Annotated in this window: 14 protein-coding genes; 8 read left to right on the plus strand and 6 right to left on the minus strand. The window is 67.4% G+C overall.

The window, feature by feature from the left end; genetic code table 11:
• Window positions 1-42 precede the first annotated feature (42 nt).
• Complete coding sequence (locus tag BSP_RS10280; protein ID WP_054765802.1) at window positions 43-786, plus strand: endonuclease/exonuclease/phosphatase family protein; 744 nt, start codon at window positions 43-45, stop codon at window positions 784-786.
• Window positions 787-823: 37 nt separating this feature from the next.
• Here the strand turns inward: BSP_RS10280 and BSP_RS10285 are convergent, their stop codons facing one another.
• Complete coding sequence (locus BSP_RS10285) at window positions 824-2,302, minus strand: phospholipase D-like domain-containing protein (RefSeq protein ID WP_054765803.1); 1,479 nt, start codon at window positions 2,300-2,302, stop codon at window positions 824-826.
• Window positions 2,303-2,457: 155 nt separating this feature from the next.
• Between BSP_RS10285 and BSP_RS10290 the strand changes: the two genes are divergently transcribed.
• The 5 genes from BSP_RS10290 to pip all read left to right on the plus strand — a co-directional run bounded on the left by BSP_RS10290 (window position 2,458) and on the right by pip (window position 7,613).
• Window positions 2,458-2,637, plus strand: a complete 180-nt coding sequence (locus BSP_RS10290; protein ID WP_054765804.1) for a hypothetical protein — start codon at window positions 2,458-2,460, stop codon at window positions 2,635-2,637.
• 114 nt (window positions 2,638-2,751) lie between these two features.
• On the plus strand, window positions 2,752-5,469 hold the full coding sequence (locus tag BSP_RS10295; protein ID WP_227975922.1) for a tipN: 2,718 nt from the start codon (window positions 2,752-2,754) through the stop codon (window positions 5,467-5,469).
• 52 nt (window positions 5,470-5,521) lie between these two features.
• A complete protein-coding gene (locus BSP_RS10300; protein WP_227975923.1) occupies window positions 5,522-6,142 on the plus strand; it encodes a hypothetical protein in 621 nt (206 codons plus the stop codon).
• Between the two features lie 95 nt (window positions 6,143-6,237).
• Window positions 6,238-6,594, plus strand: coding sequence for a DUF423 domain-containing protein (locus BSP_RS10305; RefSeq protein WP_007445956.1), 357 nt, complete (start codon window positions 6,238-6,240; stop codon window positions 6,592-6,594).
• Window positions 6,595-6,638: 44 nt separating this feature from the next.
• Window positions 6,639-7,613, plus strand: coding sequence for a prolyl aminopeptidase (gene pip / locus BSP_RS10310; RefSeq protein ID WP_152950281.1), 975 nt, complete (start codon window positions 6,639-6,641; stop codon window positions 7,611-7,613).
• A 44-nt stretch (window positions 7,614-7,657) separates the two neighbouring features.
• Here the strand turns inward: pip and BSP_RS10315 are convergent, their stop codons facing one another.
• On the minus strand, window positions 7,658-8,356 hold the full coding sequence (locus tag BSP_RS10315; RefSeq protein WP_152950282.1) for a pirin family protein: 699 nt from the start codon (window positions 8,354-8,356) through the stop codon (window positions 7,658-7,660).
• Between the two features lie 117 nt (window positions 8,357-8,473).
• Here BSP_RS10315 and BSP_RS10320 point away from each other — a divergent pair, with 117 nt between their 5' ends.
• Window positions 8,474-9,400 carry a LysR family transcriptional regulator gene (locus BSP_RS10320; protein ID WP_152950283.1) on the plus strand — a complete coding sequence of 309 codons (927 nt, stop codon included), beginning with the start codon at window positions 8,474-8,476 and terminating at the stop codon, window positions 9,398-9,400.
• Window positions 9,401-9,403: 3 nt separating this feature from the next.
• Here BSP_RS10320 and BSP_RS10325 read toward each other — a convergent pair whose 3' ends face one another.
• The 4 genes from BSP_RS10325 to BSP_RS10340 form a co-directional block, all read right to left on the minus strand.
• A complete protein-coding gene (locus BSP_RS10325; RefSeq protein ID WP_152950284.1) occupies window positions 9,404-9,709 on the minus strand; it encodes a hemolysin in 306 nt (101 codons plus the stop codon).
• Between the two features lie 24 nt (window positions 9,710-9,733).
• Entirely contained in the window at window positions 9,734-9,946 is a 213-nt protein-coding gene (locus BSP_RS10330) for a hypothetical protein (protein WP_054766951.1), read from the minus strand.
• A gap of 101 nt (window positions 9,947-10,047) precedes the next feature.
• A complete protein-coding gene (locus BSP_RS10335) occupies window positions 10,048-10,503 on the minus strand; it encodes a DNA polymerase III subunit chi (protein ID WP_152950285.1) in 456 nt (151 codons plus the stop codon).
• Between the two features lie 20 nt (window positions 10,504-10,523).
• Window positions 10,524-11,999 (minus strand): leucyl aminopeptidase, encoded by a 1,476-nt coding sequence (locus BSP_RS10340; RefSeq protein WP_152950286.1) that lies wholly within the window; start codon window positions 11,997-11,999, stop codon window positions 10,524-10,526.
• A 144-nt stretch (window positions 12,000-12,143) separates the two neighbouring features.
• On the opposite strand from BSP_RS10340, the gene BSP_RS10345 reads away from it, so the two are divergent.
• A complete protein-coding gene (locus tag BSP_RS10345) occupies window positions 12,144-13,292 on the plus strand; it encodes an LptF/LptG family permease (RefSeq protein ID WP_152950287.1) in 1,149 nt (382 codons plus the stop codon).
• The last annotated feature ends 2 nt before the right edge of the window (window positions 13,293-13,294 follow it).

Here is a 13,294-nt window from a genome sequence, read left to right on the forward strand (position 1 = left end):
AAATGCCTAATCCTGCGTCCCTGCCCCGCTTACCGGGAAATCATGCCTCGCCTACTGACCTATAATGTTCACCGCTGTGTCGGCACGGACAAGCGACTGGACGTCGATCGCATCGTCGCCGTCATAGGCCAGCATGAGCCGGACGTCGTCTGCCTTCAGGAGCTGGACGTCGGCCGGCTGCGGACGGGCAAGGTGGATCAGGCCGAGGCGATCGCCGAGGGCCTGGCCATGACCTCGCGCTTTCACCCCGCCATGCGAGTGGAGGCCGAGCTTTACGGCGACGCCATCCTGACCCCCCACCCCGAGCGGTTGATCCGAGCCGACGCCCTGCCTACCGTCCGCGGCATTCCGGGATTGGAGCCGCGCGGCGCCCTCTGGTCCGAGATCATGATCGACGGCGCGGCCGTCAATGTTCTGAACACCCATCTGGGCCTGGTGCCTCGAGAGCAAAGACTGCAGGCCGCCGCCCTGGTGGGGTCAGGCTGGCTGGGCGGATGTCAGGGTCCGGCCCTGTTGGCCGGGGACTTCAACGCCACATCGATCACCCGCCCCTATCAGACCTTGGCGCGGCGTCTCGACGACTGTCAGCGTCGCCTCGATCTGAAGCCCTCGGTGAAAACCTTCCCGTCCAGCTTTCCGGCCATCCGAATCGACCATTGCTTCGTCAGCTCCGAGATCCGCGTCACGGGCGTAAGATCCGACTTTTCTCCCTTGGCGAGGGTGGCGTCGGATCACCTGCCTCTGATCATCGACTTCGACATCGTTCCGGACGCTGATCCGGCTTAGAGCCGGGGCCTTCCGGACGGAACCGCTGCGCGGAGCCTCAGCCCGGCGCGAGGCCGCCTTCGGAGGCGGGCCGCGTTCGATGGGATCGATTCAGCCGTTTCCACGGCCGCCAGGCGTCGCCCGTGGAGGTGGGGTCGCCCAACTGCCATTCGGCGATAAGGCGCTCGATAGGCGTCGGGGGTTCGGCGCCCAGCGGTCGCAGCCGCTCGCTTTCGAAGCTGCAGATGGCCGCCCCGGTGGACCCCATTAGCCCCTCCACGGCGGCGAACTCTTCGGCGGCGACGCCGATCCAGTGCGCGATCGTGCGATGGCGGTGGGCGCGAATTACTGCGCGCCCGGCGTCGTCCCGGGGTTCGGCGGCCACGTCGCATTCGGTGTCCAGCCCCATCGACCGATTGTTCAGATTGGTGGAGCCGATCCGCAGCAGCTGATCGTCAATGATGGACACCTTGGCGTGGACGATGATCCGGTCGCCTCTTCTGGTCAGGGGGGAAAAGGCGAAGAAGCGGTTGTAACGGTCCGCCTGCTCCAGCCGGTACAGGACCTCGGCGCGGGCGGTGTCCATGGTGATGCTGTCGAACCAGCTGGGGCTCTTGCCGGTGGACACCACCACCACTTCCGGCCCGTCCACCTCCGCCAGCCGTTCGGCCAAGGCGGCGGCGATCACGGGCGAGGTGAAATATTGGTTCTCCAAATAGATCAGCCGTTTGGCGCGTCGGATCGACTCCAGATGCAGGGTCTCGTTTTCCCGCACCTCGTGACGGCCTGACCATTTCGGCTCGGTCCGGGCGATGCCGATCGGGACATTGGTCATCTGAACCGGCACGCCGTCCGGCCAGGGGTCGTTGTCCACCTCGTCCGGCGCAGTCCTTTCCCAGGTCGCACGGAACCAGCGCTCGCGCGCCAGGTCGCCTAGGGCGCGCGCCGCTTCGCCGTCCATGACGCACATCACCTCGTGACGCGCCTTGCAGATGAGCCCGCTGGGCAGGGCTCGCCGCGGATCCCCGTCCAGATGCTCGTCTGAGTCCCAGCGGTCGGTCGAGATGTCGCCCCCGCCGCAGAAGGCGACCCGGTCATCGATCACGATCACCTTCTGATGATGGCAGGCGCCGATCGGGCCCGGCGCGTCCATGCGGAACTCGACCATACGTTTGCGGAACCAGCGCTGGGCCCGGTGCGGATAAAAGCCTTGGGATGCCGCGATCAGCAGCGGTGATTTCCAGATCAGAAGCCGAACGTCGAGTTCGGGCTTGCGCTTCACCAGCATCCGCAGCTGATGGCCGATCTCATGCTGTTTCTCACCGGGCCGGGTTTCGGGGTCCAGGTGGGTGCGGGGGTCGAACTGCCAACCCAGGATGACGATCGACCGCTCCGCCTTTTGCAGTGCGGACGAGAGGGCGTCGAAATAGGCCTCATTTTCCATCAGAATCGAGAAGCGGCCGGCGGGCGCGCTGCGCCACACCCCGGCGCCGGGGCCCAACAGACTTCCTTCATAGCCGTCAGCGACTTGGGTCATTCCGCCTGCCTGCCCGATTCGCGTGACACCGCGATGGGACCCTTGCCGTCTCCGTTCCATGGAGCCTCGGCGCGGTCAATCTTTGGCGGCAGGATTGTGACGTTCGCCAAAAAGGCGCATAAGTGCGCAGCCGAGCGGGTGGGGAGGAGTTTTCAATGCAGGTGCTGGTCGAACTGATCGCCGGCCTTGTCGCCCTGCTGGCCGCCCTCGTCCTCTCGCAATTCGGGGTGGACATCCACGCCCCGGCGACTGGCAAGCGCGAAGTTCACCGCGTCCAGGACTGCCGCACGGACGACGCCGGCGCGCTCAAGACAGACGCCCGGCCGGACTGCTGATTTCGAACCGTCCACTCCTGTTGAACTGGTTCGACTTGGACCTTGGGTTTCAACTCGCTAGGGTCGAATCGGCGCGTGCTCGCGCGCCTGCGCATGAATCGAGCTCGACGCCTGATGAAATCCCGTAACCGGCCGCCGCTGACCCTGACGAACGAAGACGCCGTCCTGCCTGAGGAGACGCCGGACGTCGCCCTGCCCGCTGACGGGGAACCCGGCCCTATCGCGGACGAATCCGGCGGCGAAGGTCCGCCACAGGCCGAGCTGGCGCCTCTTCCGCCGCCGCCACCGCCGGAACGTCCGATCTCTGAGCGTCGTCGTCGTCGGCTGGCGGAAGAGGCGCGGCGCGCCCAAGAAGAGGCGGAGCGTCTGAACGCCGAAGCCCAGATTGCGGATCACGCGCCTGCCGGGTTTGAGCCGGAGCCCGCCTCCCAGCGTCGTCCCCCCTCCCGTTTCCGGATCAGAACGCCGGATCAAGACCAGCCGGTTTCGCAACAGGCGTCGGAGGCCGCGTCGGCTCCCATCGACGAACCGACGATCGCCGACGCCGCAGCGGCTCCGCTGGAAATGGCGGTCGCCCAGGGCCAGCCGCCGGCGCCCTTCGAACGCTCCCCGCCCGTCCCAGCCTCGCCCGGGAGCTCGACGCCGGCCCCAAGCGGCCGCAACGCCTATCTCTTCGCCGGCCTGGCCTCGGCCGTGTGGATCGGAGGGGTCGCGTCATGGGCGGCCTATGAGGTCGGCGCAGGCGGGACGGACCTGGATCCGCTCAGGATCGCCGTCTACGCCCTGCTCGCCCTGGCGCCCGCCAGCCTGACGCTGGTCCTGGCCAACGCCATTCTCCAGGGCGCCGGCCTGGCGGCCGAGACGCGGCGCGCGCGCAGAATGGCTGAATCGCTGGTGGCTCCCACGGCTTTCGCCGCAGATCAGGCGGGGCAGGTCCTGACCTCGCTTCGGACCGACATCGACCACGCCGCCCTTGCGGCCGAGCGCGCCCGCAGCGACATGGCCCTGCTTCGGCAGGCCCTGGCCGAGGAGACCGAGCGTCTGAACGAGGCGGCGGAAGCCGCCGGCCGCACGGCCCGACGCCTGGTCGAGAACCTCGGGCGGGAGCGGGATCAGATGCAGGCCCTGGGCCTTCATCTGGACAGCCAGGCCGCAGGGGTCCTCGACGCGGTCGAGCGCCAGTCGCGCATGGTCGCCGACGCCTCCGACCTGGCTCAAGCCCAGCTTCGCGAGGCGGAAGCCGCCTTGGCCGCCCGAGCCGCCGACATGGCGGCGGCTGCGGGAGAGGCTCAGGACGCCGCTCGCGTCGCCGCCGATGATTTGGCGCGCCAGACGATCCGCCTGGAGAATGCGGGCTCGGGGGTCGCCGAACAGATTCAGTCGGTCGAGGAAGGGCTCAGCCAGCAGCGCGCAGCCCTGGTTACCGCCGCCTACGCCCTGCGCACCGATCAGGAGGACTTCTCCGCCCAGGTCGAGAGCCAACGGGCCCAGTTCGTCGAACATCTGTCGGCGACACGCGCCGCCCATAACGAAATGGGACAGACCTCCGAGGTCTCGATCCAGGCCTTGCGGGAAATTCTGGAAGCCGCCGGCGATCAGTTCCGCGCTCTCATCGACATGTCTCAGCGCGAGGCGGACGGCTTCGACGCCGCCACAAAGGTCTCGCTCGATCGGTTCGAAGCCTTGGCCGCCGATGCGCGCGACACCCTGATGGAGGAAACCCGCCGCGCCCTGGAGCAGATGCGCGCCACGGCCGAGGATTCCCGCGCCGCCGCCGCCGACGCCTCCGAACAGGCCCGGCTGCGCGCCGACCGCCTTGGCGAAGCCCTGTTCGAGGCCGCGCAGAAGGCCGACCAAGCCGCTGATGCCCGGATCGAAGACGCCCGACGCATCGTCGGTGAAACCTCCGGCCTGCTGGAACAGGCGGGCGAACGGATGGTCCAGCGGCTGGAAAGCCTGATCGATCGCCTCAACGCCGCCCTCTCCGAGATCGACACGGCCGTAGCGGATGTCGATGAAAGGGCCGCCCGCCTGCCCGAACAGGCGCGCGCGCGCGTCGACGCCGTTCGCGCCAGTGTGGAAGAAGGGCTGAACGCCCTGGCCGCCGCCTCGCGCAAGGCGGCCGAGGACACCGAGGCGCTGGATGTCGGCTTCCAGGAAAGGGTTCGCCGAAACTACGACATGTTGACGGAGGCGGTGCGCCTGATGGGCGTTGTCTCCGGGGACGCCCCGGCCGGCCGCCGCCGAGACCCTGATTTTGAGCCGGAGCCCCGGCCTTCGTCTCGCCTGCCCGCCTCGCCGCCGGAGCGCGAAGAGGACAAGGGCTTCGGCCTGCGGGGCCGGCTGCGTCTGGCGCCGACCGAGCCGGACAAGGCCAAGTCGCCCGGCGCCGGCCTGGGCTGGGCCGAACTGGTCGCGGGCGGCCCGGAAGCGCCGCCGCTGGACCTGGACACCCCGACGGCCGCCGCGCCGGACACGGCGGCCCTGTCGGACCGCGTCTCGGCCGCCATCCGCCGCATGGGTGTCGATCCCAACGCCCTGTTGCCGCGCTCGCGCGTGGAAGAGGCGGCGCGCCTGCTGGGCGAAGGCGACCCTGACGGCGCCCGTCACATCGTCCGGCGCGTCGCCCCGGCCGCCGTTCGCAGCGTGTCTCGGCGCGTGCTGAGCGACCCCGAACTCCGCGCAGACGCGGAACGCTATGTCCGGGTCTTCGCCCAGGAATTGGCGAGCGCGGCGCGCATGCGGGATCTTCAGGCCATCCAGACCCGCCTGGCGTCCGACGGCGGCCGCGCCTTTATGTTGTTGGACGCAGCGGTCGGCGATCTGGGATGAGGCTTGACGTCGGCCCCCTGTTTCCTTCACCTGTCTTCGTCACGGAAACTTCATGGAATTCGTGGGGATCGGGGCCGGCATGATCATTGAGACCGAAACGCCGGGGCCATCCGACCGTCGACCCGGCATCGCCATATGCGCCTATGAGGCGAACGCGCCCGGCTGGGATCTGGTCGAGGATCTTTCGGGCGAGGTCTGGAGCCCTGCCGGCGCCCGCACCCTGCGCATTCCGGCCGAGGACCCGGATCATCTGGCTCGGATGATCGGGGGCGTCCTGGACAGCGGCGACTGCCGCGCCGTTCTTCTTGTCGGACGTAATCCAAAGGGGAGCGGCTTCCGCATGCAGATGCGCGCCGAAAACCGCGCGCTGGATCGCAAATCCCGCCTCTCCGACACCGGCCCCGCCGTCGCCCGGACGACGGCTCCTGTGGCGGATATCGTCCGCGCCTTGAACGAAATCGGTTTGGCGGCCGATGCTTCATCGGACTCTGTCGATGATGTGGGCTCCTATCTCCTTTATCGGGTCTTGGCCGATCTGCCCGACGAAGCGCATACGCCGGCCGTGGGCCTGCTGCGCGCGCCGCCGGGCGCCGACGAGGCGGCGGTGAAGAAGGCGGTGAAGACCGCCGCCTCTGTAATGGCGGGGCAGATGGCGCTTCTGCCGCGCTTCTGACGTTTGCGCTCGGCGGATCAACCGGTAGAGCCGATCGGCTGAAGAGGAATAACTCCCCGGTTCCGCCCGAAACGATCATGCCCTAGGGTCGATCCATGATGGTGAACCGCAATCTGATCGTCTTCGCCGCGTTCAACGGCGCCATGGCCGTGGCGCTCGGCGCCTTCGCCGCTCATGGCGCGGCGCCGCAGGTCCGGACGCTGCTGTCGACCGGCGCGGCCTATCAACTGACCCATGCCGTCTTCGCCCTGGCCTGCGCTGTCTGGACCGGAGGCGGGCGGCTGGCGCGGCTCGCCGGATGGCTGGGCGCGGCGGGCGGGCTGGTGTTCGGGCTCGCCCTGGCCCTTCTTGGCGTGCTCAGCCTGTCGACCATGGGAATGGTGGCTCCAATCGGCGGTCTGCTGATGATCTCGGCTTGGTTTTGCCTCGCTGTTGCGGCATTGCGACCCTAGTTTCCAGTACGGCCGCGCTTGCAGCCTCTCCGAAAGACCTCCCCATGGCCTTCCCTGCGCCTTCTGAGCCGCGTCGAGACCTTTATCCCGAGATCGAGCCCTTCGCCTCCGGCTGGATGCAGACCGACGGGGTCCATGAGATCTATTACGAGGAATGCGGCAATCCCCAGGGCCGGCCGGTCCTGGTCCTGCACGGAGGCCCCGGCGGGGCGGTCAATCCGGGCATGCGGCGCTATTTCGACCCGGCGCGTTACCGGATTATCCTGTTCGATCAGAGGGGGTGCGGCCAATCCCGACCGCATGCGTCCCTGGAGAACAACACCACATGGACCCTGATCGAGGACATCGAACGGCTGCGCGAGCGCTGCGGCGTCGACAAATGGGTGGTGTTCGGGGGATCGTGGGGCTCCACCCTCTCGATGGCCTACGCCATCACCCATCCTGAACGGGTCATGGCCCTGGTGCTGCGCGGCATCTTCCTTCTGACCAAGAAGGAGTTGCACTGGTTCTATCAGGACGGCGCCTCGATGATCTTCCCCGACGCCTGGGAACGCTTTGTCGAGCCGATTCCCGTCGCTGAGCGCGACGATCTGATGGGGGCCTATCACAAGCGACTGATCGGCGAGGATCAGGGCGAGCGGGAGCGCTGCGCCGTCGCCTGGTCCTGCTGGGAAGGCGAGACCGTCAGCGTGGAAGGGCCCAGCGCCAAGCCGGACAAGTTCGCCGACCCGACCTTCGCTGTCGCCTTCGCGCGGATTGAAAACTGGTTCTTCACCAACGCCGGCTTCTTTCCTGAAGACGGCTGGATTCTGAAGAATGTGGACCGGATGCGCCACATTCCCTGCTGGATCGCCCAAGGCCGGTTCGACGTCGTGACGCCGATCGCCGGCGCCTGGGCCCTGCACCGCGCCTGGCCCGAGGCGAAGCTGGACATCGTCGGCGACGCCGGCCACGCCTCGTCCGAACCTGGCGTCATCGACAGCCTGATCCGCGCGACGGACTGGGCGGCGAATCTCTGAAGCGACGCCGGGCGGGATCGGTCCCGCCCGGCGCCTTTTGGCCGTCAGGCCGCGTCCACCAAGACCACCTCGGCGTCCGAAAGGGCCTTGACCGTCACGACGTCCTCCTTGGCAATGGCGGCGCCGTCACGGGCGTTCAACCGCACACCATTGACCTCAATCTCCCCCTTGGCGGGGACAAGATACCCGCGTCGCGCGTCGCCCAGAGCATAGTCGGCGCTGTCGCCGGCCTTCAGGGTCGCAGCGACGATCCGTGCATCGGTGCGGATCGGCAGGGCGTCCTTATCGCCGTCGAAGCCGGAAGCGAGGACGACGAATTGCCCCGCGCGCTCGCCCTTGGGGAAGGGTTTGGAGCCCCAGCTGGGCGCCTCGCCCCGCCGCGTCGGCTCGATCCAGATCTGGAAGATCCGGGTCAGTTCCGGCTCGGCGTTATATTCGGCGTGACGAATGCCCGTGCCGGCGCTCATGACCTGAACATCGCCGGCGACAGTGCGGCCCTTGTTGCCCAGGCTGTCCTCATGGGTGATGGCCCCGTCACGGACATAGGTGATGATCTCCATGTCGGCGTGCGGGTGAGGCGGGAAGCCCGTTCCGGCGGCGATCTCATCGTCATTCCAAACCCGCAGATTGCCCCAGCTCATCCGCTTGGGATCATAGTAGTTGGCGAAGGAGAAGTGATGTTTGGCGTTCAGCCAACCATGGTTGGCGCCGCCGAGAGATTCAAAGGGTCTGCGTTCGATCATCGGTCTGTCCTCAGGCCGGGCCGTCCCGGCGTCCTTGACTTGACGCCAAGATAGAGATCGACGACCGAACAGAAATAGAAACCCCTGAAACTCATCGTTTCCGACTTGGAGACCGCCATGTCCCGCCTGCCTGACCTCGAGGCCATGGCCATCTTCGCCAAGGTCGCGGAAACTCAGTCCTTTTCGGGCGCTGCCGAAGCTCTGGCCATGTCCAAGGCGACCGTGTCCAAGGCCGTGGCCCGGCTGGAGCAGCAGTTGAAGACCACCCTGCTCCACCGCACCTCGCGCCGCTTCGCCTTGACCGACGCCGGGCGCAATCTGGCGGCGCGCGCCGGCCTCATGCTGGCCGAGGCCGAAGGGGCGATGTCGGAGGCCTTGGACATGTCGGTGACGCCGCGCGGCCTGGTGCGGCTGGCCGCCCCCATGTCGTTCGGCATGGCCTATGTCGCCCCGGCCCTGCCGCAGTTCCTGGCGACCCATCCGGATGTCTCCGTCGATCTGCATCTGTCGGACGAGGTGGTCGATCTGGTGGGCGGCGGCTTCGACTGCGCCCTGCGCATCGCCGCCCTGCCCGACTCATCGCTCACGGCGCGTCGTCTGCGGCCGGTCGAGCGGTTCCTCGTGGCCTCGCCTGACTATCTGGCCCAGCGCGGGCGGCCGATCCATCCGAACGATCTGGAGCGGCATTCCTGCCTCGGCTACGCCTATATGCCGACCCCGGACGCCTGGCGCTTCATCAATGACGCCGGCGAAGAGGTCGTGGTGCGGCCGCGCGGGCCGTTGCGGGCCAATAATTCCGACGCCCTGACCGCGTCCCTCTGCGCGGGCCTGGGCCTCTTCCCCCAGCCGGACTTCATCTATTGGAAAGACGTCGCCGAAGGCCGGCTGGAAACGGTCATGACCGACTGGCGCCTGCCCCCCATCGCCCTGCATCTGGTCGCGCCCAGCGGCGGACCGCGCCCCGCGCGCGTATCGGCCCTTATGGACTATCTGGCGAAGACGTTCAGCGCTCCGCTCTGGCCCGGCGACACGGTCGGTCGCTGAGCCTCAGCCGCACTTGACCTGCTGGATCACGCCGGTCGCCTCGTCATAGACGAAGTTCACCCGGTTCTCGCGATAGTCCATGGTCGCCGCGCAGGTGGTGCACAGGATGCGGAAGGTCTGACCTTCCGGCGCGCTGGGCACCGTCGAACGGTTCCGGCCCACATAGGCCTGATAGTCCTCCACCTTGCAGGCTTTGAACGCGGTGTCGCCCCCCGGCGCAGCGCCGGCGGCGGGCGTCTCGGTCGGGGCGCAGGCCGACAGGGCCAGGCCCGCCGACATCAGGGTCGTCAGGATGAAGGCGGTCTTCATGGTCGTCTCTCCTAAAAGCCAGCGTCAGCCGCAGCGGACCTGTTCGATGATCCCTGTCTGGGCGTCGTAGAAGATGTTCAGCCGATAGGCCGAGAAATCATGGGTGACCGGGCAGGTGGTGCAGGTCACGCGCCGGTTGACGACATCCACAGGCACCGGGATTTCGGTCTTGGGCCGCCCCACCAGATACTGAAGTTCCCCCGCCTTGCAGACATCGGTCGTCTGGGCGGTCGGCATGCGGCTGCCTACGGGCGGCGTGACCTGCGCCTGTTCCACGGTTCGCGGGGCCGGCTTTTCTGCGACAGGCGTGGAACAGCCGGCCAAGGCCGCCAAGACGATCAGGCCGCCTTTTCCCAGCGCCCCTCGTCCGTCTGGCGCCAATAGGCCATATTGGCCCCGTCCGTCTTCAGCGTCTTCCAGCGGGCGCGCGCCTGCTGGAGCGCCGTTTCGTCCCGACCGTCGAAAATGATGAAGCATCGTTCGATCCCTTCCGTGGCGCCCAGTTCTGCGTCGTCGACGATGAACAGCGCCTGAGCGCCGTTCAGGTTCTCTCCCGATTCGCTGAGAAGCACCGGCTGGCGATCGGCATGGGGCTGATCCGCCCGACCGTGCGGCAGAAAACTCTCTTCGTGGAAGGTCCACAGCCGCTCGTCCAGATCATCCAGCCGATGGGCATGAGACGATTTTATCAGGGCGCGCCAGCCCCGCTCGAGGGTCTTCTCGAGCAGGGTCGGCAGCACCTGGTACAGGGTGGACCGTTCCAGGTGGTAGAACCAGATTTCGGGCTTGCTCATCCGGCTCTACCGTCCAGGGCTCAGGCTTCGTAGGTGTCGGCCACCATCCGGTCCAGGGTGCGCACGGCGAAGCCGACGCCGCCTTCCGGCACGGTGGGGCTGGGGCTCTTGTTCGCCCAGGCGGTCGGCGCGATGTCCAGGTGCGCCCACGGCACGCCGTTGGTGAAGCGCTGCAGGAACAGGGCCGCGGTGATCGAGCCGCCGGCGCGGCCGTTGCCGGTGTTCTTCACATCGGCGATCTTCGAATCAATGTGCTGTTCGTAGATGGCCGGGATCGGCATGCGCCAGAAGTTCTCGCCCACCTTCTTAGAGGCGGCCAGGATCGGCTCGGCGACCTCGTCCGAGTTCGAGAAGACGCCGGCGTAGTCCAGGCCCAGGGCCACGATCATGGCGCCGGTCAGGGTGGCCAGGTCGATCATGAACTTCGGCTTGAACCGCTCCTGCGTGTACCAAAGGGCGTCAGCCAGGACGAGGCGGCCCTCGGCGTCGGTGTTGATCACCTCGACCGTCTGGCCCGACATGGACACGACCACGTCGCCCGGACGCTGGGCGTTGCCGTCCGGCATGTTTTCGACCAGGCCCAGCACGCCCACGGCGTTGACCTTGGCCTTGCGGCCGGCCAGGGCGATCATGGTTCCGGTCACGGCGGCGGCGCCGCCCATGTCCCACTTCATGTCCTCCATGCCTTCGGCCGGCTTGATCGAGATGCCGCCGGTGTCGAAGCAGACGCCCTTGCCGACGAAGGCCAGGGGCTGCGCGCCCGTCTCGCCGCCGTTCCACTTCATGACCGCCAGCTGGCTCTCGCGGCGGCTGCCTTGGCCGACGCCCAGCAGGGTGCGCATGCCCAGCTTCTCCATCTCGGCCTCGCCGAGGATTTCGACCTCCAGGCCCAGGCTCTCCAGCGCCTTGACGCGGCGCGCGAACTCGGCGGGATAGAGGACGTTGGCGGGCTCGGACACCAGATCGCGGGCGAAGATCACGCCGTCGGCCACGGCCGTCAGCGGCTCCAGGGCGGCCTCGGCGGCGCGCAGGTCGGACGTCACGACGCGCACCGTGTTGATCGACGGAATCTTGTCCGGCTTCTGGGTCGTCCGGTATTTGTCGAACCGGTAGGCGGCCAGTCGCACCGCGAAGCCGACGCGCGCGGCCTGTTCGGGGCTCAGGTTGGAGGCGTCGATGGTCAGAACCTCGGCGCCCGACAGTTTCACCGCCGCATAGGCGTTGCCGCCGAACGCCTCGACCGCCAGGTCGTCGGTCTTGTCCGCCGACCCAGCGCCGACCAGCAGGATGGACTCCGCCTTTGCGCCAGAGACGGCTGCAACCATCAGGGTCTGGCCAGCCTTGCCGACGAACCGCCCCTTGCTCATCGCGCGGGTCAGGGCGCCGCCGGACTGTTCGTCCAGCTCCGACCCGGAGCCGGCGAGGACGCGATCTTCATGAACAGGCACGGCCAGGATTTCAGCGGCGTCAACGGCAGCGACGAACTCGATCTTCATTCAACGACTCCAGCCGGGCCCCACCCGGCGCTCACAACAGAAGAAAAAGACAAACGGCGCGTCTGCTTGTCGCGGACGCGCCCTCCTGTGCTACTAGATGCGCCTCATCGCCGCCGCCTGCAACCGGGCGAAGTCCATCCGCCCATGACCCTGATCCAAAGATACCTTTTTCGCCAGCTCTCCCTACCCGTGGTCGCGGCGTGCGCCTCCCTGGCTGGAATCGGAATTTTGAGTCAGAGCCTCGACCAGCTCGAGGTCATCGTGGAACGGGGTCAGAGCGTCTGGGTGATGGTCAAGCTGACGCTTTTGGCCCTGCCTCAGTTGCTGGCCGTCATCCTGCCCATAGGCCTGTTCGTCGGCGCCCTGATCGCCCTGACCCGGCTGCAGCGCGAACAGGAACTCACCGCCGCCTTCGCCGGAGGCATGACCCGCTGGCAGGTCATATCGCCGGCGGCCCGGCTCGCCGTCCTCGTCCTGATCCTGAACCTGATCATGACTCTGTTCGCCCAGCCCTGGGCCCAGAGGGAGGCTCGCAACCAGGCCTTCGCCATCCGCACCGACCTGGCGGCCCTGCTTGTCGAGGAAGGTCAGTTCGTCCAGGGGCCGGACGGGCTGACCGTCTATGTCCAGCAGATCGAACAGAATGGCCTTCTGAAGAACCTTTTCGTCTATCTGGACGACGGCAAGTCCAGCCAGAACTGGAGCGCGGCCGAGGCCCGATTCGGGCGTGACGCCGCCAATGAGCCGGTCCTGACCATGATCGACGGCTCCTGGCAGAAATATTCCTCGCGCGGCGTGCTCGAGACCCTGTCTTTCGACCGCTACGACTTTCCGCTGGGACAGTTCTCGGCCGTGACCGAGCAGATTCGCTACAAGCCGGCCGACCTCTATCTGCGTCAACTGCTCAACCCGACCCCGCGCGTGCTCGAAACGGCGGGCTCGCGGGGAGAACTTCTGGCGGAGGCCCATGCGCGGATATCAGCGCCGCTTTACGCCTTGACCGCCATGGCCATGGCCCTGGCGGCGATCCTGGGCGGCGCCTTCAGCCGCACCGGCTATTCGCTTCGCATCGCTAAGGCGGCCGGTCTGTTTCTGCTCGTGCGGGTGATCGGCTATGGCCTGGTCGCGGCCAGCGCCTGGAACCCCTGGATGAACCTGCTCCAATATATCGCGCCCCTCGCCGCGACCGCCTTGGCGCTCCGGCTTCTGTTTCGCGCACTTAAGCCGCGAAAGCGCCGGTCCTGGGCGATCGTTGAGCGGCTGCGGCCCCTGTCTCCGGCTAGGACGGGGTGACC

This window comes from Brevundimonas sp. Bb-A (genome assembly GCF_009394735.1).
GTDB classification, from domain to species: domain Bacteria; phylum Pseudomonadota; class Alphaproteobacteria; order Caulobacterales; family Caulobacteraceae; genus Brevundimonas; species Brevundimonas aurantiaca.

Excerpts from the sequence above, each read along its gene's own strand:
- BSP_RS10280 (WP_054765802.1), top strand. The coding sequence starts at position 43 with ATGCCTCGCCTACTGACCTATAATGTTCACCGCTGTGTCGGCACGGAC.
- pip (WP_152950281.1), top strand. The coding sequence starts at position 6,639 with ATGGCCTTCCCTGCGCCTTCTGAGCCGCGTCGAGACCTTTATCCCGAG.
- BSP_RS10330 (WP_054766951.1), bottom strand. The coding sequence starts at position 9,946 with ATGCCGACCGCCCAGACGACCGATGTCTGCAAGGCGGGGGAACTTCAG.
- BSP_RS10320 (WP_152950283.1), top strand. The coding sequence starts at position 8,474 with ATGTCCCGCCTGCCTGACCTCGAGGCCATGGCCATCTTCGCCAAGGTC.
- BSP_RS10285 (WP_054765803.1), bottom strand. The coding sequence starts at position 2,302 with ATGACCCAAGTCGCTGACGGCTATGAAGGAAGTCTGTTGGGCCCCGGC.
- BSP_RS10340 (WP_152950286.1), bottom strand. The coding sequence starts at position 11,999 with ATGAAGATCGAGTTCGTCGCTGCCGTTGACGCCGCTGAAATCCTGGCC.
- BSP_RS10300 (WP_227975923.1), top strand. The coding sequence starts at position 5,522 with ATGGAATTCGTGGGGATCGGGGCCGGCATGATCATTGAGACCGAAACG.
- BSP_RS10295 (WP_227975922.1), top strand. The coding sequence starts at position 2,752 with ATGAAATCCCGTAACCGGCCGCCGCTGACCCTGACGAACGAAGACGCC.
- BSP_RS10345 (WP_152950287.1), top strand. The coding sequence starts at position 12,144 with ATGACCCTGATCCAAAGATACCTTTTTCGCCAGCTCTCCCTACCCGTG.
- BSP_RS10290 (WP_054765804.1), top strand. The coding sequence starts at position 2,458 with ATGCAGGTGCTGGTCGAACTGATCGCCGGCCTTGTCGCCCTGCTGGCC.
- BSP_RS10315 (WP_152950282.1), bottom strand. The coding sequence starts at position 8,356 with ATGATCGAACGCAGACCCTTTGAATCTCTCGGCGGCGCCAACCATGGT.
- BSP_RS10305 (WP_007445956.1), top strand. The coding sequence starts at position 6,238 with ATGATGGTGAACCGCAATCTGATCGTCTTCGCCGCGTTCAACGGCGCC.
- BSP_RS10335 (WP_152950285.1), bottom strand. The coding sequence starts at position 10,503 with ATGAGCAAGCCCGAAATCTGGTTCTACCACCTGGAACGGTCCACCCTG.
- BSP_RS10325 (WP_152950284.1), bottom strand. The coding sequence starts at position 9,709 with ATGAAGACCGCCTTCATCCTGACGACCCTGATGTCGGCGGGCCTGGCC.